This window comes from Azonexus hydrophilus (assembly GCF_001956855.1).
Lineage (GTDB): Bacteria > Pseudomonadota > Gammaproteobacteria > Burkholderiales > Rhodocyclaceae > Azonexus > Azonexus hydrophilus_A.
In genome coordinates this window covers 286934-305424 of record NZ_MTHD01000003.1, presented here as the reverse complement: position 1 = coordinate 305424, position 18491 = coordinate 286934, and the positions used below count along the sequence as shown (strand labels likewise).

The window sequence follows — 18491 nt, the reverse complement described above, 5'->3', positions numbered from 1 at the left end:
CTTTTCAGGCAAATTCAAGGAATTAGGCGAGTCTCGACAAAGGTCTGCAGGTGCGGCCGAATCCGCTCCATCTCCAGAGCCAGCGCCTGAAAGGCTGTGGTGCACGCCAACCAGTCAAGCTCTTCGGCCATGACCGCATGCTCGATCGCAAGCGCATGCCGGCGAGCGCCTTCAGCGTGGAACATCGCCACCAGGCTTTTCAGGGTATGCGAGTGCATGCGAACCGCCACGATATCCCGGGCATCAAGCGAGCGTTTCAGGTTATCCAGGTGGCTCTGCCACTCGCCGAGCAGCATCTCGGCCATCGTTGCCAGCAGATCCACATCGCCCAGATTGTCCAGGGCCGCCTTCAGATCCAGTCCTGAGGCATGCGTTCGCACAGCCACCGGCGCCACCAGCGAAATCGCTCCCGACTCGTCGCCGGATGCGCGCGCCAGGGCATCAAAGAGATCCTCCGGGCGCAAAGGCTTGGCAACGTAATCATTCATCCCTGCCGCCAGACAACGTTCGCGATCGCTTTCCATGACATTGGCCGTCATCGCGATGATGTAGATCGGCTTCATCTCGTGCGACACGACCCAGCTGCGGCGCATTTCGTGCGAACGAATCGCCTCGGTCGCCTCGATGCCCCCCATCACCGGCATCTGCATGTCCATCAGGATGACCTCGAACGAGCCCCTATCGAACATATCCACCGCCTCGGCGCCGTTGTTCGCCACCTTGACCTGGTGTCCGCGACGTTCAAGAAGACGAAGCGCCAGTTCCTGATTGACCGGATTGTCCTCGACGAGAAGAACACGCAAGCCTCGCACCGCCGAGGCCTGCGCCACCTCATCAACCTCGAAGGCGTCCAGCTCAAGCGTTGCCGACGCACCGCCACCGGAAACCTCGGCCAACCCCAGCGCAACCTCTAGATCGCCGGCACCAACCGGTTTTACCAGATGAACCGTAACCCCCAACTCGCGCAGCCGACCCAGATCCTGACGCTGATTCTCGGTTGTCAGCATGACCATCAGGCGCTCACGCTGCCCCGCCTGGCGCCAGCTCTCAACCAGCGCCATGCCAGCCGGTGGGGCCATGGCGGCATCGACAAACAAATAATCGAAGGGGAATTCCATGCGCCGGCTGTTATCCATCGCGGCAACAGCCTGGGCGGCATCCGCCACCAGCGATGCCTGCACGCCAAAGCCTTCCAGCATCGCCAGCATGCAGTGACCGGCCACCGGGCTGTCTTCGATGATCAACGCCCGACGGCCACGATACGTCGCCTGCGCCGCCTGGGCGACAAGCGCACTACCGGGATCGACGCGCAGACAAACCGTAAAATGAAACACCGAACCCTGGCCTTCGACACTTTCCAGCCAGATTTTCCCCTCCATCAACTGCACCAGCTTCGCGCAGATCGCCAGGCCCAGCCCGGTCCCGCCAAAACGCCGGGTCGTCGATACGTCGGCCTGGGAAAACGCATCGAAAATCGACTGCTGCTTTTCTCTGGGCACACCGATTCCGGTATCACGAACGGCCACGTGCAATTCGCTTTCACGAACATCTGCCCGGCTGATCGCCACCGTGACCACGACTTCGCCAGCCTCGGTAAACTTGATGGCATTGCCGACCAGATTGATCAGCACCTGACGCAGCCGGGTCGGATCGCCAACCATGCGTCCAGGCACTTCCGGCCGGATATCGACCACCAGCTCCAGGCCCTTGCGGTGGGCGTTGACCGCCAGGACACGCACCGCCTCCAGCACGACATCATGCACCAGAAAGGAAACCGCCTCGACTTCCATGCGCCCTGCTTCGATCTTCGAGAAATCAAGAATGTCGTTAACGATGGTCAGCAGCGACTCTGCCGACGATTTCACGGTTTTCAGATAATGCCGCTGCTCGGCATCCAGTTCGGTATCCAGCGCCAGTTCGGTCATCCCGATGATGCCGTTCATCGGCGTCCGGACTTCGTGGCTCATGTTTGCCAGAAAGGCGCCACGCGCCTTGTTCGCCGATTCGGCGCTTTCCTTGGCCGCAATCAGGTCTGCTTCGGCGGCCTTGATCTGGCTGATGTCGCGCTGCAGCACCAGCATGCGCGCCGGCTCGCCGCCAGCATCGCGAGCGGCAACGGCGCCCCGCACCATGAACCAGCGCCAGGTAGCGTCCTTCGCCCGGAGCCGGCACTCGAGTTCGAACCAGCGATCACGGTTGGCAATATGGACGGCCATGCGCGACTGCAGCAGGCGCAGATCCTCGGGATGCAGCAGGCGCTGCCACTGGACGATGGTATCGTCGATATCCACCTGGGCGTAACCCAGCATTTCCTTCCACTGGCGCCCGGAATCGACACTGCCGCTGCGCAGGTTCCAGTCAACCAGCGCATCACCTGAAAGCACGCTGGTCCAGTTGCTGAGACCGGCGTAGGCAGCGTATGACGCATCAACCCGCTCGATCAGTTTCTCGACCACCTGCGCGAGGTCTGCACTCCCCTGCGCCCTTGCCCTCTCCAGCAGTTGCTGAAACCCGGCTTCGCCTTCGCCACCGAACAACTCCTGGAGCTGGCGCTGCAGCAGACGGGATTTCATCGGAGTCAGCGGAAGCCGAGCACGTCCTGCATGTCGAACAGGCCGTTTTCACGGCCGGCAATGAAACGAGCCGCACGCAGGCTGCCATGCGCATACGGCAGGCGGCTGCTGGCCTTGTGCGTGACCTCAACGCGCTCGCCAAGACCGCAGAACATGACGGTATGGTCACCGACAATATCGCCGCCGCGTACCGTGGCAAATCCGATGGTCGATGGATCACGCTCACCGGTGACGCCTTCGCGTCCGTACACGGCGCAGTCGGCGAGATCGCGCCCGAGCGCTGCAGCAACGACTTCGCCCATGCGCAAGGCGGTACCCGAAGGCGCGTCAACCTTCATCCGGTGATGCGCCTCGACAATCTCGATGTCGTAACCTTCGTTGAGAATACGGGCTGCGGTATCGAGCAACTTGAAGACCAGATTGACACCAACCGCCATGTTCGGCGCAAAAACAACCGGCACGTCCCTGGCGGCCTCGGCGATTGCCGCCTTGCCTCCGGCGTCCAAACCGGTCGTCCCGATCACCATGCCGACACCGGCCTTGCGACATATCTCGAGGTGCTCGAGCGTACCTTCCGGACGCGTAAAATCTATCAGGCAGTCGATATCCTTCATGCCGTTCACCAGATCGGCGGAAATCACGACATCGCTCACCATGCCGACCAGCACCCCGGCATTGGCACCAATCGCCGGGCTGCCGGGCACATCGAAGGCGGCACCAAGAACCACCGAATCATCCTTCAGAATGGCTTCGATCAACATGCGGCCCATGCGACCGCCCGCACCGACAATACCGATTCTTGCTTTGTTCATGGCTTACAACCCGACCTTGTTCATCATGCGCCGGAAAAACCCCGGCTCTTCAATGGCCGGCGCCTGCTCGGCAGCGGCTTCCGCGGAAATCGATCCGAGATCGACCACACGGGTACGTGACACCGGCGCCGTCAGCTCCTCGACGGAAGCCACATCCACATCGCCCGAAACACGCTCCAGCCGACCATCTGTGTCAAAGAAAACCGAGAACTGACGCGACTGGACATCACCGGTACGTCCTTCGCGGAAGCGATAGACGTAATCCCAGCGCTGGCGGTGAAAGATGTCCGAGATCAGCGGACTGCCAAGGATGAAACGAACCTGCTCCCGGGTCTGCCCCGGTTTGAGCTGGGCGACCATGTCCTGGGTCAGCACATTGCCTTGCTGGACGTCGATCTTGTATTCGTTGATGAAGCTTGGCTTGTAGGCACAAGCTGCAAGCAGCGCGCAGGCTGCGACAAGGAACAGGGTGCGGGAACGGCGCATGCGGATTTCCGGAGGTTTCGTATCGGCTGTGAAGCGGTATATCATACCCGAAATAATCACTCTCCCAGCCCCGCGCAAGAACAGGAACAACCACGATGAGCGACCCCCAGAGCCTCAAGAACATCGGTCTGAAAGCCACCTTTCCTCGCCTGAAGATTCTTGAGCTGTTCGAAAAGGGCACGATGCGCCACATGACGGCAGAAGACGTCTACCGCATGCTGATCTCCGAAAACATGGATATCGGTCTGGCCACCGTTTACCGGGTACTCACGCAATTCGAGCAGGCCGGCCTGCTCGAACGCCACTTCTTCGAATCCGGCAAAGCAGTTTTCGAAATCAACCGCGGCAAACACCACGACCACTTGGTCTGCGTCGATTGTGGGCGAGTCGAGGAGTTCTACGATCCGGAAATCGAGCGTCGGCAAAACATGATTGCCGAGGACCGCGGCTTCAAGATCCAGGATCACGCGCTCTATCTCTACGCGCAATGCACCAAGGAAGCCTGTCCGAACCGGAACCGTCCGGAACTGCACGACGCTGAAGAATAAGTCTTCCTGTTGATGCCCGAACTTGCTGCCCTGGGTAGCGGCGCCTGGCTTTCGTCGGTCGGCACCAGCTTTCTGGTGATCGGCCTTGCCGAATTCGGCGACAAGAGCCAGCTTGTCTGCATGACCCTTGCCTCCCGCCATCGCGGCCTGCCGGTAGCGCTTGGCGCCATCGCCGCCTTTGCCGTGCTCAACCTGCTCGCCGTGCTGTTCGGTGCCGCCGTCGCCGCCTGGCTGCCCGGCTGGGTCGTCACGCTGGCGGTTGCCGTGCTGTTCGCCGTTTTCGGCATGAGCGCGCTGCGCTACCAGGACGAAGAAGAGGATGAGGAGATCGAGGAAAAGCCGGGCCACGGCATTTTTGCCACGACCTTCCTGCTGATTTTCCTCGCTGAATTCGGCGACAAGACCCAGATCGCCGTTGCCGGCCTGGGCAGCACCGGCAGCGCCGGTGCGATCTGGACGGGCGCCACGCTGGCACTGGCGACAACCTCGCTGCTCGGTATCGTCGCCGGGCGCCGCCTGCTCAATCGGCTGCCACTGGTGTGGATACACCGGATCAGCGGCACATTTTTCCTGGCGCTGGCCGCCTATGCGCTCAGCCGCCTGATCCAGGACGGCCTGTAAACCCGGTTTTTACGTTGTTGCCGGGGTCGACCGCAACAATTCGCGGGCGTGCTGCAAGGTGATCCCGGTAATTTCGACACCGCCCAGCATTCGCGCGATCTCGCGTACGCGACCATCCTCGTCGAGCGGCTGGATCGCCGACAGCACGACACCATCCCGATTCGCCTTGCTCACCTGCCATTGCCAGTCAGCCCGCGCCGCCACCTGCGGCAGATGGGTGACGCATAGCACCTGACGCTCCTGGCCGAGTTCGTGCAACAGACGACCGACAATCTCGGCGACGCCGCCGCCGATGCCGACATCGACTTCGTCGAAGATCAGCGTCGGCACGCTGGCCGAACGCGAGGTCAGCACCTGGATGGCCAAGCTGATGCGCGACAGTTCGCCGCCGGAAGCAACCTTGGCCAGCGGTTTCGCTTCGTTGCCGGCAAGCCCGCCGATGCGGAATTCGACCTGTTCCAGGCCGTAGACCGCAGCATTTTCAACCGGCAACAAGGCCACTTCAAAACGTCCCGACGACAGCGCCAGCTGGCGCATGATTTCGCTGACCCGCGCGCCCATGTCGTCCGCAGCCTGCCGACGCCCGGCCGACAAGCGGCTGGCAACAGACAGATAAGCAGCATGCAGGGTTTCGACGCGGGCCTGCAGGGCGTCGAGGTCGGCAGCCGCCACCAGTTCACCGAGGCGCTGCTGCCAGCCGGCCAGCAAGCCCGGCAGGTCAATCGGTTGGACACGATGTTTGCGCGCCTGCGCCAGGATCGCGTCGATGCGACGCTCGACCTCGCCCAGCCTGGCCGGATCAAGATCGACGTGATCGGTGTAGCGACGCAGTGTCGATATTGCATCCGACAATTCAGCCTGCACCGAACCGAGCAGACCGGCAACATCGGCCAGCGCCGGGTCGAATTCGGCCAGTCCGGCCAGACGCGTCGCCACCCGGTCGATCTGACGCTCGCAGGCGCCCTCGTCCTCGGCCAGCACCGACAGCGCGTACTGCGCGCCCTCGATCAGGCTGGCGGCATGACCAAGACGCCGCTGCTCGATGTCGAGCTCGTTCCATTCGTCGGCAGTGAAAGCCAGCGCATTGAGCTCGCCGACCTGCCATTCCAGTTGTTCGCGCTCACGCACCAGCGCCGCCGCGCCATCGCTCGCCGTCCGCCAAGATTGCTCCGCCTCGCGCCAGGCTTTCCAGGCAACGCCGACTTCGCGCACCAGATCGCCCTGGCCGGCATGGGCATCAAGCAATTGCCGTTGCGCATCGGCGCGCAACAGCGACTGATGCGCGTGCTGACCGTGAATGTCGACCAGCCATTCGCCAACCTCGCGCAATTGCTGGACGGTCGCCGGCGAGCCATTGATCCAGGCGCGCGAACGACCGCCGGCATCGACGACGCGGCGCAGCAGCAGTTCATCGCCGACATCCAGGCCGTTTTCGTCGAGCCAGGCGGCGACCTCGGGCAAGGCGCCGACATCGAAAGTGGCGGCGATCTCAGCCTTGTCGCAACCGGCGCGAACGACGCCGGCGTCACCGCGCTCGCCGAGCGCCAGCGCCAGCGCGTCGATCAGGATCGACTTGCCGGCTCCGGTTTCTCCGGTCAACGTGCCAAAACCGGCAGAAAACTCGAGCTCCAGCCGATCGACGATGACGAAATCGCGCAGGGTCAGGTGTCGCAGCATGTTCATCCCTTGGGCCGCTCGCTCCACTGCAGCTTCTGCCGCAGCATGGCGAAATAGCTGTAACCCGGCGGATGCAGGAAACAGATGGTGTATTCGGAACGGCGCAGACGGACGCTGTCGCCGGTCTGCAGATCAAGCGTCAACTGGCCATCGAAGTGCACGCGCGGGTCATCCGCATGGGCAATGCGCAACTCGATGTCGGCATTGTCGTTGACGATCACCGGCCGGTTGGTCAGCGCGTGCGGACATAAGGGCACAAGCGCGATGCCAGTCAGCGTCGGGTGCAGGATCGGGCCGCCGGCCGACATCGAGTAGGCGGTGGAACCGGTCGGCGTCGACACGATCAGGCCGTCGGAACGCAGGTTGTAGATGAATTCGCCGTCGATGAACAGCTCGAACTCGATCATCCGGCCGATCGCCCCCTTGTCCACGACGACATCGTTGAGCGCCATGTTGGTGGCCACTTCCTTGCCGTCGCGGATCACTTCGGCGGCCAGCAGCATGCGGTTCTCGCGCATGAAGCGGCCGTCGAGCAGGTCGTCCATGCAACTGAGCATGTCCTGGCGGGCGATGTCGGTCATGAAGCCAAGACGCCCCTGGTTGACGCCAACCAGCGGCACGCAGTAGCGGGCCAGCCGGCGCGCCGCGTTGAGCATCGTACCGTCGCCGCCGAGGACGATGGCGGCGTCGGCGTGGGCTCCGATGTCGTTGAAGCCGCAGGTCACCCAGCGCGACAGGTCGACCAGTTTGCCGATATGTTCAGCCGTTTCCCGCTCGACGAAAACCGACACGCCGCGCTCATGCAGGTACTCGGCCAGGCGACGCAGGGACTCCGCGATTTCCGGACTGTGGTACTTGCCGACGAGGGCAATGGTGCGAGGTTGGCGCAGGCGACTCATGGGTGCGAATTCTTGCATAAAAAACGCCTTGCCGTGCTCCCGCCGCTTTTCGGTAGAATCAGCGCCATGCTTGATGAACGCTCGCGCACCCTGCTCAAGGCCCTGGTCGAACATTATATTGCCGACGGGCAACCGGTCGGCTCGCGCGCCTTGTCCAAACTTTCCGGCCTCGACCTGTCGCCGGCGACGATCCGCAACGTCATGGCCGACCTCGAGGAGGCCGGCTTCGTCGCCAGCCCGCACACCTCGGCCGGACGGGTGCCGACGGCGCGCGGCTACCGCCTGTTCGTCGACCGCCTGCTCACGATGCAACCGCTGGAGGCCCGCCAGCGCGGCGAAATGGAAGAAGCGCTGCATGGCCTGCCGTCGAACCAGATCATTGCCAATGCCTCGCACCTGCTGTCCAGCCTGACCCATTTCGCCGGCGTCGTCATCGCCCCGCGGCGTGCTGCCAACCGCATCCGCCAGATCGAATTCCTCAGCCTGTCGGAAAAACGCATCCTGCTGATCATCGTCACCACCGACGGCGACGTGCAGAATCGCATCCTGAGCAGCGACAAGACCTACACGCCGTCGGAGCTGGTAACCGCCGCCAATTATCTGAACCAGAACTTCGCCGGTCTCGATTTCGAGCAGATCCGCCAGCGCCTGGCCGGCGAAATCCAGCAATTGCGCGAGGACATCAAGCCGCTGATGACACTGGCGCTGGAAGCCGGCGACGCCGCACTGTCGGAAAACGCCAAGCCCTATGTGATTTCGGGCGAAAAGAACCTGCTTGATGTCGAGGAACTGTCGTCCAACATGAAGCGCCTGCGCGAACTGTTCGACCTGTTCGAGCAACGCTCCAGCCTGATGCGCCTGCTCGACATCTCCAACCGTGCCGAAGGTGTCAAGATCTTCATCGGCGGCGAATCCGGCATCGCCACGCTCGACGAATGCAGCGTCATCGCCGCGCCGTACAGCGTCGACGGCCAGATCGTCGGCTCGGTCGGCGTCATCGGCCCGACCCGGATGGCCTACGAACGGGTCATTCCCATCGTCGACATCACCGCCCGCCTGCTGTCTTCCGCTTTGTCCTTCAAGAACGAGAACTGATGCCCCGCTTCCAGCCTGAACCGCCGCACCGTCACGGCAACCCCGCCGGCACCGCCGTCGTCCTGGTCAACCTGGGCACACCGGAAGCACCGACCGCTCCGGCGCTGCGCCGCTACCTCAAGCAGTTCCTGTCCGACCCGCGCGTCGTCGAGATTCCCCGCCCTGTCTGGTGGCTGATCCTCAACGGCATCATCCTCAACCTCCGGCCGAAGAAATCCGCCGCCAAGTACGCTACCGTGTGGACGGACGAAGGCTCGCCGTTGCGCGTGCACACCGAACGCCAGGCCAAGCTGCTCAAGGGCCTGCTCGGCGAACGCGGCCATCAGGTCACGGTGACTTGGGCGATGCGCTACGGTCAACCTTCGGTGCCGGCGGTACTCAACCACCTGAAAGCCGAAGGCGCGCGGCGCATCCTGATCATCCCGATGTATCCGCAATACGCTGCCAGCACCACCGCCACCGTCGTCGACGAGGCTGCACGCTGGCTGCTGGGCACCCGCAACCAGCCGGAGATGCGCTTCCTGCGCAATTATCACGACGATGCCGGCTACCTCGCCGCGCTGGAAAAATCGGTGCGTCGTCACTGGCAGGCCAACGGCCCGCTCAGCGACCAGGACCGGCTGCTGATCAGTTTCCACGGCTTGCCGAAACGCAGCCTCGACCTCGGCGACCCGTATTTCTGCGAATGCCACAAGACCGGCCGCCTGCTCGCCGAGCGCCTCGGCCTCACCGAGCAGCAATACAAGATCTGCTTCCAGTCGCGCTTCGGCAAGGCCGAATGGCTGCAACCCTACACCGCGCCGACACTACACGCCTGGGGCGGCGCTGGGATTCGCCGGGTCGACGTGATCTGCCCGGGCTTTTCTGCCGATTGCCTGGAAACCTTGGAAGAAATTGCCCAGGAAGGCCGCGACGACTTCCTTGCCGCTGGCGGCAAGGAATATCACTACATCCCGGCGCTGAACGAAGACCCGGACTGGATCCATGCGCTCGGCGACATCGCCGAACGCCACCTGGCTGGCTGGGAGACGAAGACAGCTTTCGATCCGCACGCACTGGAGACTTCGGCCCGCGAGGCCTTCAAATTCGGCGCCCGGACTTGAAATCCGCCGACTCGACCAAATATCAGGAATTACTGATACAACGGAGAGCAAAATGAGCGAATCCCTGCACCTTGTCTGCCCGCACTGTGCTGCGGTCAACCGCGTTCCAGCGGCAAAATTGCCCGACGCACCCAACTGCGGCCAGTGCAAGCAGGCCTTGTTCAACGGCGAACCCATCGAATTGGACAGCAATGCGTTCGAACGCCACCTGACCCGCAGCGATCTGCCGCTGGTCGTCGACTTCTGGGCACCGTGGTGCGGGCCTTGCCGGATGATGGCACCGAATTTCCACCAGGCAGCGATCGACCTCGAACCACATTTTCGCTTCATCAAGATCAATACCGAGGAAGAACAGGCACTGGCTGCCCGCTTCAACATCCGCAGCATTCCGACGCTGGCGGTGTTCCTGCAGGGCCGCGAGATTGCCCGGCAAAGCGGCGCACTCGATCTCGCCGCGCTGAAACGCTGGCTGCAGCCACATATCCGCAAGGCTTAACTTTCCTTTCGGGCCGCCGTTAACAATGTGTCAAACCACATTACCCGGAGGCCCCCATGAAAATCGCCAGCGCCGAATTGCAGATGGAGTCCTCGCACAGCAGCATGCAGCGCCGGGAAGTCAGCGAATCACTGAGGATGTGGGTCGGCCCGCAGCGGCCTGATTTCGAGAACCGCGGCACCCGGCCCAGCCCTGCCGTGCGCGACAGCGTCGTCCTCTCCGATGCCGGCAAGGCTGCAGCCGCAGCCGAAACCAGCGACGATATCGCTGAAGCAATCGACAACGATCCGCGCACGAAACTGATCCGCATGATGCTGGAAATGCTCACTGGAAAATCATTCCGTGTCTTCGATCAGAAGGATCTTGGCGAGGGAGAAAAGGCCAACGTGCAGGCAGCGGGAAACCGGGGCAATGTCGCCGATGCGGCAGCCAGACCGGCTGGCTTCGGCATCGAATACGATCGCCACGAATCGTACACCGAGGCCGAAACCACGAGCTTTTCCGCCAGCGGTACGGTAAAGACCGCCGACGGCCGGGAAATCAGCTTCAACCTCGAACTTGAAATGTCGCGTCTCTACCACGAAGAGAGTTCGGTCAGCCTGCGTCTCGGCGATGCCGCACGCAAGATCGACCCGCTGGTCCTCAATTTCTCCGGTAACGCCGCCAGCCTGGTCGATCAGCGCTTCTCGTTCGACCTGAACGCCGACGGCAAGGAAGAACAGATCGCCCGCCTGGCCAGCGGCAGCGCCTACCTGGTTTTCGACCGCAACAGCGATGGCCGGATCAACGACGGCAAGGAAATGTTCGGACCGACCAGCGGCGACGGCTTCAGCGAACTCGCCGCCCTCGACGACGACGGCAACGGCTGGATCGACGAAAACGACCGTGCCTTCTCGGAACTGCGACTGTGGCAGCCCGATGCCAACGGCGAAGGACAACTCCGGACGCTGCAGGAAAGCGGCGTCGGCGCCATCTCGCTGGCCCATATTTCAACCCCCTTCGACCTGAAGGGAAATGACAACCAACTGCTTGGTCAGATTCGTAGTTCCGGAATATTTTTGCAAGAGAGTGGGATGGCTGGCACAATTCAGCAGATAGACCTGACAGTCTGACGCAGACTGTCCCACACTCTTATAACAAGGTTTGAGACATGCCACGTTTTGCCGACTTGAAAATATGGGTTCGTCTGACTGCTGCCATCTGGGTTGTTCTCGCACTGATCTGGGCCGGCGCAATCGTCTGGATGACCCAGGTCAATCGCGATACGGCAATCAAGCAGGCCCAGGATTTCTCGAAAAGCATTCACGAAATGACCATGGCCGGCCTGACCGGCATGATGATCACCGGTACCGTCGGCCAGCGTGAGGTCTTCCTCGACCAGATCAAGCAGTTGTCGATCATCAAGGATCTGCATGTTGCCCGCAGCGAGGCGGTGGTCAAGCTGTACGGTCCGGACACCAAGAGCAATCGCGAACTGGACCCGCTGGAAAAGCAGGTGATGTCTGACGGCAAGCCATATGTCGCGATCGGCCATGAAGGCGGCAGTTCGTTCCTGCGCGTCATCAACCCGACCAATGCCTCGGCCAATTACCTCGGCAAGGATTGCCTGGTCTGTCACCAGGTACCTGAGGGTACGGTGCTGGGCCTGGTCAGCATGAAAGTGTCACTCGATTCCGTCGAAGCAGAAGTGGCCAGTTTCCGCCTGAAGATCGCCGGAGCCGCACTGGGCGCCCTCGGCGCACTGCTGCTGATCATTTACTTCCTGACCCACCACTTCGTTACCGAACCGCTCGACCACCTGCGCCAGGGACTGCGCGACATCGCCCGTGGCGAGGGTGACCTGACCCGACGCCTGCCGGTCAGCGGCAAGGATGAAGTCGGTCAGGCCGCTCAGGTATTCAACGAGATGATGGGGAACTTCCAGCAACTGGTCAGCCAGGTCCGCGATTCAGCCAGCCAGGTTTCAGCGCGTGTTGCCGCTCTGTCGGACAGCGCCGACAAGGTTTCGCAAAGTTCGCATCAGCAAAACGAAAAATCGAACGACGCGGCAACGGCCGTCGAGCAACTGGTCTCCAGCATCTCGTCCATCGCCCAAAGTGCCGAGCATGTCCAGCATCAGTCGCAGGAAAGCCTGGCCCGCGCCAATGAAGGCAGCCGCAACCTGCAGACGCTGCTCGGCGAAATGGATGTCGTCGAGCGTGCGGTGAAGGAAATGGCCGACTCGGTCAACAATTTCGTCAAGAACACCGAGTCGATCACGCTGATGACCCGCGAGGTCAAGGACATCGCCGAGCAGACCAACCTGCTGGCGCTGAATGCCGCCATCGAGGCCGCCCGCGCCGGCGAGCAGGGGCGCGGCTTCGCGGTGGTCGCCGATGAAGTCCGCAAGCTGGCAGAAAAGTCGTCCCGCTCGGCCAGCGAAATCGACACCATCACTGCCAGCCTGAGTGCCCAGTCGGTTGCCGTCCGCCGCAGCATCGAGGAAGGCATGCATCATCTGGAAAGCAGTCAGGCTGCCGTCGCTTCGGTCTCCAACGTGTTGCAGGCAACCAATGGCTCGGTCAGCGAAGTCGGCCACGGACTCGATGCCATCGCGGCCGCCACGGATCAGCAACGTCGCTTCTCGAGCGATGTCGAATCGAGCATCGAAGCCATAGCCGGCATGGCCCGCGACAATACCGGTGCCGTCGAACAGACGGCCGGCGCCGCGCACGACCTGAAACGCCTGGCCGAAGGCTTGGCCAATCTGGTCGGCCGCTTCAAGGTCTGAGGACAGGAACCTGCGGTCGCCAGCCATGGCACCGCAGGCAGCGCTAGTCGGGTGAAAGTTCCAGGTTGATGCCGCTGCCGTACTGCGAGCTTGTTGCCGGATTCACGGCCGCCTGACCCAGGCCGGCGGCGATCTTGCTGACCTCGCGCAGACGCCGGATCATCCGTGACAGCAGTGCGTTCCGCATGCGCTCGAGCAACTCTTCCGAAGACAGCGCCAGCGCCGAAGCATTGATCTCGACGAACAGTGTCGGCTCCAGCGTCACCACGGTGGCATGACGCAAGTCGCTGGACGGGTGCAGGAAGGCAACTTCACCGACCGGCTCACCGGCACCGAGACGGCACAGTGACTTGCCGCCGATCGACACTTCCACGCAACCGGAAATCAGGACACCGAACAACTTGCTGTTCGTACCTTCGCGGATCAGCGCCACATTGGCGGCGACCTCACGCCATACCGAAACGCGCAGCACCTCCCACAGCTCGATATTCTCGAATTCGGTGAAAAAATCGGTACGGCGCAATTGCTCGAAGTGGCGATTGTCCTGCGCCGTTTCATCCTCTTCGAGGATCTGGTAACGCACCGCCGACAGGTCCTTGGCCATTTCCGCCCCATTGCGGTAACGGCTGTACAGATCCTTTTCCAACGCTTTCCGCAGAATGGCATTTAGCCCTTCCGGCAGGTTGGGGTTGAGCGAGGTCACCGCCGGCGCATCGGTATTGACGATCTTGTACACCAGGGTCGCCTGGTTGTTCGCCCGGTACGGCAGGCGCCCGGTCAGCAACTGGAACATGACGACGCCGAGCGAATAGAGGTCGGTCTTCTGGTTGAGCGGATAGCCCTTGATCTGCTCCGGCGACATATAGGCAGGAGAGCCGACACCCATGATGAAGGTCGAATCCCGGTCCATGTCCTTGTTCATGTTCAGGGCCAAGCCGAAATCAGCGATTTTCGCCTCGTCGTTGGCCGCCACCATGATGTTGGCTGGCTTGATGTCGCGATGGATGATGCCCTGCCGGTAGGCGGCATCGAGCGCCATGCAGCACTTGAAAATGATGCCGATGACCCGGTGCATCGGCAGCAGCTTGTCGATCCGGCAATGCTGTTCGAGACTGAAGCCGTCGACAAACTCCATCGCCAGATAGGCGAACTCGTCCTCGACCACTGCATCGTAGACGCGCACGATGTTCGGGTGATCCAGGCGTCTCGAGACCATCCCTTCGTTCTGGAACAATTTGCGCATGCGCCGCGACATGGCCGCGCAATCCTGTCCGAAACGGATTACCTTGACCGCCAGTTGCCGGTTGTTGTCCGGGTCATCGCACAGGTAGACCGTGGCGGTCGCCCCTTTGCCCAGTTCGCGAATGACGCGGTATTTTCCTATCGTTTCCATGCCCGGTATGTCGGAAAAACTCGTTCGACGATGCTAGCACGCGAGGTAAAAAACAACTGTAAACAAATGTGGAGAAAAAGTTCCGCAAGGGCTCTTGAAAGCAGGCTTTCCGCCCCCAGATACTGCTGCAGCTTTTTTGGAGAAATGTGCATGTCCAACCCGGAAATCCCGCAGGAAAACCTGCCTGAAAATGAACAAACCGGCGAAACTGTCGCCGAAAGCCATACCGACACCCTGCCGAGCATCGAGGAACAGTTCCGTCAGCTCGAACTGAAGGCCACCGAACATTACGATGCCTGGCTGCGCGCCAAGGCCGAGGGCGAAAACATCCGCCGTCGTGCCCAGGAAGACATTTCCAAGGCGCACAAATTTGCCGTCGAGAAATTCGCCGGCGAACTGCTGGCCGTCAAGGACAGCCTGGAAGCCGCGCTGGCCGTGCCGGAACAGACCGTCGACAGTTTCAAGGCCGGCGTCGAACTGACGCTGAAGCAACTCGTCTCTGCCTTCGACAAGAACGCACTGATCGAGATCAACCCGGCCGGCGAGAAATTCGATCCGCACAAGCATCAGGCCATTGGCATGGTCGACTCGGAGCAGGAAGCCAACACCGTCGTCAGCGTGCTGCAGAAAGGCTACCTGATCGCCGACCGCGTGCTGCGTCCGGCGCTGGTCATGGTGGCCAAGGGCAAGTAGCGAAAATTGACGATTTATTGCGGTCGACCGCAACAAATCACTTGAAATGGGCGCCTCCGTCCCCAACTCACGAACATCAGCAATTCACATTAGGAAAAACATCATGGGCAAGATCATCGGTATTGACCTCGGCACCACCAACTCCTGCGTTGCCATCATGGAAGGCGGCACGCCGAAGGTTATCGAAAACGCAGAAGGTGCACGCACCACCCCGTCGGTCATCGGCTATACCGAAGACGGCGAAATCCTGTGCGGCGCGCCGGCCAAGCGCCAGGCCGTGACCAATCCGAAGAACACGCTGTACGCCGTCAAGCGCCTGATTGGCCGCCGCTTCGAAGAGAAGGAAGTGCAGAAGGACATCGCGCTGATGCCGTTCAAGATCGTCAAGGCCGACAATGGCGACGCCTGGGTCGAAGCGCGCGACAAGAAGATCGCGCCGCCGCAGGTGTCCGCCGAAGTGCTGCGCAAGATGAAGAAGACCGCCGAAGACTATCTCGGCGAAGAAGTCACCGAAGCCGTCATCACCGTACCGGCCTACTTCAACGACAGCCAGCGCCAGGCGACCAAGGACGCCGGCCGCATCGCCGGTCTGGAAGTCAAGCGCATCATCAACGAACCAACCGCTGCAGCACTGGCCTTCGGCATGGACAAGGTTGCCGGCAAGGACAAGAAGATCGCCGTCTATGACCTCGGCGGCGGCACCTTCGACATCTCGATCATCGAAATCGCCGACGTCGATGGCGAAATGCAATTCGAAGTGCTCGCCACCAACGGCGACACCTTCCTCGGCGGCGAAGACTTCGACCAGCGCCTGATCGACTACATCATCGACGAGTTCAAGAAGGAATCCGGCGTCGACCTGAAGAAGGACGTGCTGGCGCTGCAACGCCTCAAGGAAGCTGCCGAAAAGGCCAAGATCGAGCTGTCGTCCAGCCAGCAGACCGAAGTCAACCTGCCCTACATCACCGCCGACGCGTCGGGTCCGAAGCACCTGGCGCTGAAGATCACCCGCGCCAAGTTCGAATCGCTGGTCGATGAACTGATCGAACGCACCATGGCCCCCTGTGTCATGGCCCTGAAGGACGCCGGCTGCAAGATCACTGACATCGACGACATCATCCTCGTCGGCGGCCAGTCGCGGATGCCGAAGGTGCAGGAGAAGGTCAAGGAAATCTTCGGCAAGGAACCGCGCAAGGACGTCAACCCGGATGAGGCCGTCGCCGTCGGCGCCGCCATTCAGGGCGGCGTGCTGCAGGGCGAAGTCAAGGACGTGCTGCTGCTCGACGTGACCCCGCTGTCGCTCGGTATCGAAACCCTGGGCGGCATCATGACCAAGCTGATCCAGAAGAACACGACGATCCCGACCAAGGCCTCGCAAGTCTTCTCGACCGCCGACGACAACCAGGGCGCGGTGACCATCCACGTCCTCCAGGGCGAACGCGAAGTCGCTTCCGGCAACAAGAGCCTCGGCCAGTTCAACCTGGAAGGCATCCCGCCGGCCCCGCGCGGCACGCCGCAGATCGAAGTCATCTTCGACATCGACGCCAACGGCATCATGCACGTCACCGCCAAGGACAAGGCCACCGGCAAGGAAAACAAGATCACCATCAAGGCCAACTCCGGCCTGAGCGAGGAAGAAATCCAGCGCATGGTGAAGGATGCCGAACTGCACGCCGAGGACGACAAGAAGGCGCACGAACTGGCTGATGCACGCAACCAGGCCGATGGCATGGTGCATATGGTCAAGAAGTCGCTGACCGAGTACGGCGACAAGCTCGACGCCGGCGAGAAGGCAGCCATCGAAGCCGCGATCAAGGACGTCGAAGACGTGCTGCGTGACGGCGACAAGGATGTCATCACCGCCAAGACCGAAGCACTGTCTGCCGCCGCGCAGAAGCTGGGTGAAAAGATGTACGCCCAGCAGCAGGCCGAAGGCGCGGCAGCCGGCGCCGCCGGTGCACAAGCCGAAGGTGGCGAGAAGACCGTTGAAGGCGATGTCGTCGATGCCGAATTCACAGAAGTGAACAAGGACAAGAAGTAATTTCCTGACGCAACAGCCCGGCGCCGAGCCTTCCGGAACTCCCGGCGGTACTCGGCGCCTTTGTCACTTGACGGGTAGAAGACATGTCTAAACGCGATTTTTACGAGATTCTCGGCGTCAACCGCGATGCGGCCGACGACGAAATCAAGAAGGCCTACCGCAAGCTGGCCATGAAGCACCACCCGGACCGCAATCCGGACAATCCGGCAGCCGAGGAGAAATTCAAGGAAGCCAAGGAAGCCTACGAAATCCTTTCCGATGCGCAGAAGCGTGCGGCCTACGACCAGTACGGCCACGCCGGCGTCGATCCGCAGGCTGGCATGGGAGGCTTCGGTGGCGGTGGTAACGGTGCCGGCTTTGCTGATGCCTTCGGCGGCATCTTCGACGAAATATTTGGCGGACGCGGTGGTGGTGGCGGTGGTCGTTCCAATATCTACCGCGGTGCCGACCTGCGCTACAACCTGGAAATCTCGCTCGAACAGGCAGCGCATGGCACGGAAACCAAGATCCGCATTCCGACCATGGAAGAATGCGAGCCGTGCCACGGCACCGGCGCCAAGGCCGGCACCCAGCCAAAGACCTGCCCGACCTGCGGTGGCTCCGGCCAGGTCCGACTGCAACAGGGTTTCTTCTCGATCCAGCAGACCTGCCACAAGTGCCACGGTACCGGTCGTTTCATTGCGGATCCCTGCAAGAGTTGCGGCGGTGCGGGGCGCATCAAGCAGCACAAGACGCTGGCCGTGAAAATTCCCGCCGGGGTCGATGAGGGCGATCGCATCCGGCTTGCCGGCGAAGGCGAGCATGGTGTCAACGGCGGCCCACCGGGCGACCTCTACGTGCAGATTCATCTGAAACAGCACACCGTCTTCACCCGCGACCACAACGACCTGCATTGCGAGATGCCGATTTCGTTCACCACTGCAGCACTCGGAGGTGAAATCGAAATCCCGACGCTGGACGGTGCCGCGGCCATCAAGATTCCACCGGAAACCCAGTCCGGCCGGGTCTTCCGCCTGCGCGGCAAGGGTATCAAGGGGGTGCGCAGCCACACCCATGGCGACCTGATGTGTCACGTCGTCGTCGAAACCCCGGTCAACCTGACCGATCGCCAGAAGGAACTGCTGCGCGAGCTGGAGGAATCGAGCAAGGATTCCGACAACAAGCACAATCCCCGCGCCAAGTCGTGGATGGACAAGGTCAAGGCTTTCTTCGGCGAATGATGCCGGATTCCTTGTAAAGACAGGGCAGCTGGTCACAATGTATCGTCGCCACTGCCCTGCATCG

The 18491-nt window shown here is 61.7% G+C and carries 16 protein-coding genes; 10 read left to right on the top strand and 6 right to left on the bottom strand.

Translation table 11 applies throughout. The annotated features are described in order from the left end of the window. Positions 1-14: 14 nt before the first annotated feature. From BJN45_RS10145 to BJN45_RS10135, 3 genes are read right to left on the bottom strand one after another with little or no spacing between them, the layout of a single operon-like run. On the bottom strand, positions 15-2573 hold the full coding sequence (locus BJN45_RS10145; RefSeq protein WP_083651191.1) for a response regulator: 2559 nt from the start codon (positions 2571-2573) through the stop codon (positions 15-17). A gap of 5 nt (positions 2574-2578) precedes the next feature. Continuing rightward, complete coding sequence (gene dapB / locus BJN45_RS10140; protein WP_076094824.1) at positions 2579-3385, bottom strand: 4-hydroxy-tetrahydrodipicolinate reductase; 807 nt, start codon at positions 3383-3385, stop codon at positions 2579-2581. 3 nt (positions 3386-3388) lie between these two features. Continuing rightward, positions 3389-3871: an outer membrane protein assembly factor BamE gene (locus BJN45_RS10135; protein ID WP_076095267.1), complete on the bottom strand. Its 483-nt coding sequence runs from the start codon at positions 3869-3871 to the stop codon at positions 3389-3391. Between the two features lie 95 nt (positions 3872-3966). On the opposite strand from BJN45_RS10135, the gene fur reads away from it, so the two are divergent. Together fur and BJN45_RS10125 are read left to right on the top strand one after the other, a co-directional pair. Continuing rightward, entirely contained in the window at positions 3967-4419 is a 453-nt protein-coding gene (gene fur / locus BJN45_RS10130; RefSeq protein ID WP_076094823.1) for a ferric iron uptake transcriptional regulator, read from the top strand. Between the two features lie 12 nt (positions 4420-4431). Then, the gene (locus BJN45_RS10125) at positions 4432-5040 is read left to right on the top strand and encodes a TMEM165/GDT1 family protein (RefSeq protein WP_076094821.1); all 609 of its coding nucleotides are present in this window, start codon (positions 4432-4434) and stop codon (positions 5038-5040) included. A 9-nt stretch (positions 5041-5049) separates the two neighbouring features. Here the strand turns inward: BJN45_RS10125 and recN are convergent, their stop codons facing one another. Both recN and BJN45_RS10115 read right to left on the bottom strand, forming a co-directional pair. Continuing rightward, a complete protein-coding gene (recN, locus tag BJN45_RS10120) occupies positions 5050-6717 on the bottom strand; it encodes a DNA repair protein RecN (protein WP_076095265.1) in 1668 nt (555 codons plus the stop codon). Positions 6718-6719: 2 nt separating this feature from the next. Further along, positions 6720-7634, bottom strand: coding sequence for an NAD kinase (locus tag BJN45_RS10115; RefSeq protein WP_170873070.1), 915 nt, complete (start codon positions 7632-7634; stop codon positions 6720-6722). 48 nt (positions 7635-7682) lie between these two features. Between BJN45_RS10115 and hrcA the strand changes: the two genes are divergently transcribed. From hrcA to BJN45_RS10090, 5 genes are read left to right on the top strand one after another with little or no spacing between them, the layout of a single operon-like run. Further along, the gene (gene hrcA, locus BJN45_RS10110) at positions 7683-8711 is read left to right on the top strand and encodes a heat-inducible transcriptional repressor HrcA (protein ID WP_076094815.1); all 1029 of its coding nucleotides are present in this window, start codon (positions 7683-7685) and stop codon (positions 8709-8711) included. Continuing rightward, complete coding sequence (gene hemH, locus BJN45_RS10105) at positions 8711-9814, top strand: ferrochelatase (RefSeq protein WP_076094813.1); 1104 nt, start codon at positions 8711-8713, stop codon at positions 9812-9814. The genes hrcA and hemH overlap by 1 nt, the downstream gene beginning before the upstream one ends. 52 nt (positions 9815-9866) lie before the next feature. Then, on the top strand, positions 9867-10310 hold the full coding sequence (gene trxC, locus BJN45_RS10100; protein WP_076094811.1) for a thioredoxin TrxC: 444 nt from the start codon (positions 9867-9869) through the stop codon (positions 10308-10310). Positions 10311-10366: 56 nt separating this feature from the next. Continuing rightward, a complete protein-coding gene (locus tag BJN45_RS10095; protein ID WP_076094809.1) occupies positions 10367-11422 on the top strand; it encodes a hypothetical protein in 1056 nt (351 codons plus the stop codon). 38 nt (positions 11423-11460) lie between these two features. After that, positions 11461-13080, top strand: coding sequence for a methyl-accepting chemotaxis protein (locus tag BJN45_RS10090; protein ID WP_076094807.1), 1620 nt, complete (start codon positions 11461-11463; stop codon positions 13078-13080). Between the two features lie 43 nt (positions 13081-13123). On the opposite strand, the gene BJN45_RS10085 is transcribed toward BJN45_RS10090, so the two are convergent. Next, positions 13124-14473, bottom strand: coding sequence for a protein kinase domain-containing protein (locus tag BJN45_RS10085; protein WP_076094805.1), 1350 nt, complete (start codon positions 14471-14473; stop codon positions 13124-13126). Between the two features lie 150 nt (positions 14474-14623). Here BJN45_RS10085 and grpE point away from each other — a divergent pair, with 150 nt between their 5' ends. From grpE to dnaJ, 3 genes are all read left to right on the top strand, one after another. Continuing rightward, the gene (grpE, locus tag BJN45_RS10080) at positions 14624-15166 is read left to right on the top strand and encodes a nucleotide exchange factor GrpE (protein WP_076095262.1); all 543 of its coding nucleotides are present in this window, start codon (positions 14624-14626) and stop codon (positions 15164-15166) included. A 103-nt stretch (positions 15167-15269) separates the two neighbouring features. Beyond that, a complete protein-coding gene (gene dnaK / locus BJN45_RS10075) occupies positions 15270-17207 on the top strand; it encodes a molecular chaperone DnaK (RefSeq protein WP_076094803.1) in 1938 nt (645 codons plus the stop codon). 83 nt (positions 17208-17290) lie between these two features. Beyond that, positions 17291-18427, top strand: coding sequence for a molecular chaperone DnaJ (gene dnaJ, locus BJN45_RS10070; RefSeq protein WP_076094801.1), 1137 nt, complete (start codon positions 17291-17293; stop codon positions 18425-18427). Positions 18428-18491 lie beyond the last annotated feature (64 nt).

Bases quoted from the DNA above. Each gene is read 5' to 3' on its own strand.
- BJN45_RS10135 (WP_076095267.1), bottom strand. From the start codon at position 3,871: ATGCGCCGTTCCCGCACCCTGTTCCTTGTCGCAGCCTGCGCGCTGCTT.
- dnaK (WP_076094803.1), top strand. From the start codon at position 15,270: ATGGGCAAGATCATCGGTATTGACCTCGGCACCACCAACTCCTGCGTT.
- fur (WP_076094823.1), top strand. From the start codon at position 3,967: ATGAGCGACCCCCAGAGCCTCAAGAACATCGGTCTGAAAGCCACCTTT.
- trxC (WP_076094811.1), top strand. From the start codon at position 9,867: ATGAGCGAATCCCTGCACCTTGTCTGCCCGCACTGTGCTGCGGTCAAC.
- hemH (WP_076094813.1), top strand. From the start codon at position 8,711: ATGCCCCGCTTCCAGCCTGAACCGCCGCACCGTCACGGCAACCCCGCC.
- dapB (WP_076094824.1), bottom strand. From the start codon at position 3,385: ATGAACAAAGCAAGAATCGGTATTGTCGGTGCGGGCGGTCGCATGGGC.
- BJN45_RS10145 (WP_083651191.1), bottom strand. From the start codon at position 2,573: ATGAAATCCCGTCTGCTGCAGCGCCAGCTCCAGGAGTTGTTCGGTGGC.
- recN (WP_076095265.1), bottom strand. From the start codon at position 6,717: ATGCTGCGACACCTGACCCTGCGCGATTTCGTCATCGTCGATCGGCTG.
- BJN45_RS10125 (WP_076094821.1), top strand. From the start codon at position 4,432: ATGCCCGAACTTGCTGCCCTGGGTAGCGGCGCCTGGCTTTCGTCGGTC.
- hrcA (WP_076094815.1), top strand. From the start codon at position 7,683: ATGCTTGATGAACGCTCGCGCACCCTGCTCAAGGCCCTGGTCGAACAT.
- BJN45_RS10115 (WP_170873070.1), bottom strand. From the start codon at position 7,634: ATGCAAGAATTCGCACCCATGAGTCGCCTGCGCCAACCTCGCACCATT.
- BJN45_RS10085 (WP_076094805.1), bottom strand. From the start codon at position 14,473: ATGGAAACGATAGGAAAATACCGCGTCATTCGCGAACTGGGCAAAGGG.
- BJN45_RS10090 (WP_076094807.1), top strand. From the start codon at position 11,461: ATGCCACGTTTTGCCGACTTGAAAATATGGGTTCGTCTGACTGCTGCC.
- grpE (WP_076095262.1), top strand. From the start codon at position 14,624: ATGTCCAACCCGGAAATCCCGCAGGAAAACCTGCCTGAAAATGAACAA.
- dnaJ (WP_076094801.1), top strand. From the start codon at position 17,291: ATGTCTAAACGCGATTTTTACGAGATTCTCGGCGTCAACCGCGATGCG.
- BJN45_RS10095 (WP_076094809.1), top strand. From the start codon at position 10,367: ATGAAAATCGCCAGCGCCGAATTGCAGATGGAGTCCTCGCACAGCAGC.